The organism is Roseovarius halophilus (ex Wu et al. 2025) (genome assembly GCF_047086965.1).
This window is the reverse complement of sequence record NZ_JBKOTX010000529.1, coordinates 1-682: the sequence shown is the minus strand read 5'-3', so window position 1 is coordinate 682 and position 682 is coordinate 1. Positions and strand designations below refer to the sequence as shown.

2 protein-coding genes are annotated in these 682 nt (G+C 72.9%); both read right to left on the bottom strand.

The genetic code is table 11. From position 1 onward, the window contains the following. The coding region (locus ACH107_RS33325) for a NifU N-terminal domain-containing protein (RefSeq protein WP_412509859.1) at positions 1-321 on the bottom strand (321 nt) is incomplete at its 3' end. Beyond that, positions 314-682 (bottom strand): DUF971 domain-containing protein (locus ACH107_RS33320; RefSeq protein WP_412509858.1); only part of this gene is annotated, 369 nt, incomplete at its 5' end. The genes ACH107_RS33320 and ACH107_RS33325, both read right to left, overlap by 8 nt.

Here is a 682-nt window from a genome sequence, read left to right as displayed (position 1 = left end):
GTCGCGCCCCCGCGCCGGCCCGAGCGGATCACCGCCCGCGTCCAGCGCATCGCGGATCGCCTGCGCGACGGGCGCCTTGCGGTCGGCCCATTCGGCGCTGTCGGCCAGCGTGACATGGATCGTCGCCTCGGCGACATGAACCCGCTGCACGCCGTCGATGTCGAAAAGTGCCCGCGCCAGCGGCGCCGTGGTGTCATCGGCCCTGTCGAACCCCGCCGACCGGCCCGGCGCGACCGGATCATCGAGGATGAACCGCATGGTCGCCGGGTCGTTCAGCGAGGGCGTGGCGCGAATGCGCCGGCGGATCGCGGTGTCAGACATCCTCGGCCTCCGGAGTGCGCATGGCGCGCAGGGCCTTGTAGGGATAGATGCCCGAGGAATGCCCGTCGCTGAAGGCCACGCCGATGGCATAGTTGCCCACGCTCCAGATGCGGGTGGGCGCGACATCGAGCGGCACCGTTTCCGGGTCCAGCAGACGCTTGCCCGACATCTCGTCCCGGCAGGCGGCGCATTGGCAGGACAGGCGCAGGTCGCGCGCGTCGATGGCGGTTTCCGCCCCGTCCTGCCAGCCGATCACCAGCCCGTCGGCCCCGTGATCGAGCGCGACCGGGCGTTCGGGATCGCCGCCGTCGGTGGGGGAGGCGCGGCCGGGCCGGCCCGTGCCCTCGGCCACGTGCCAGTC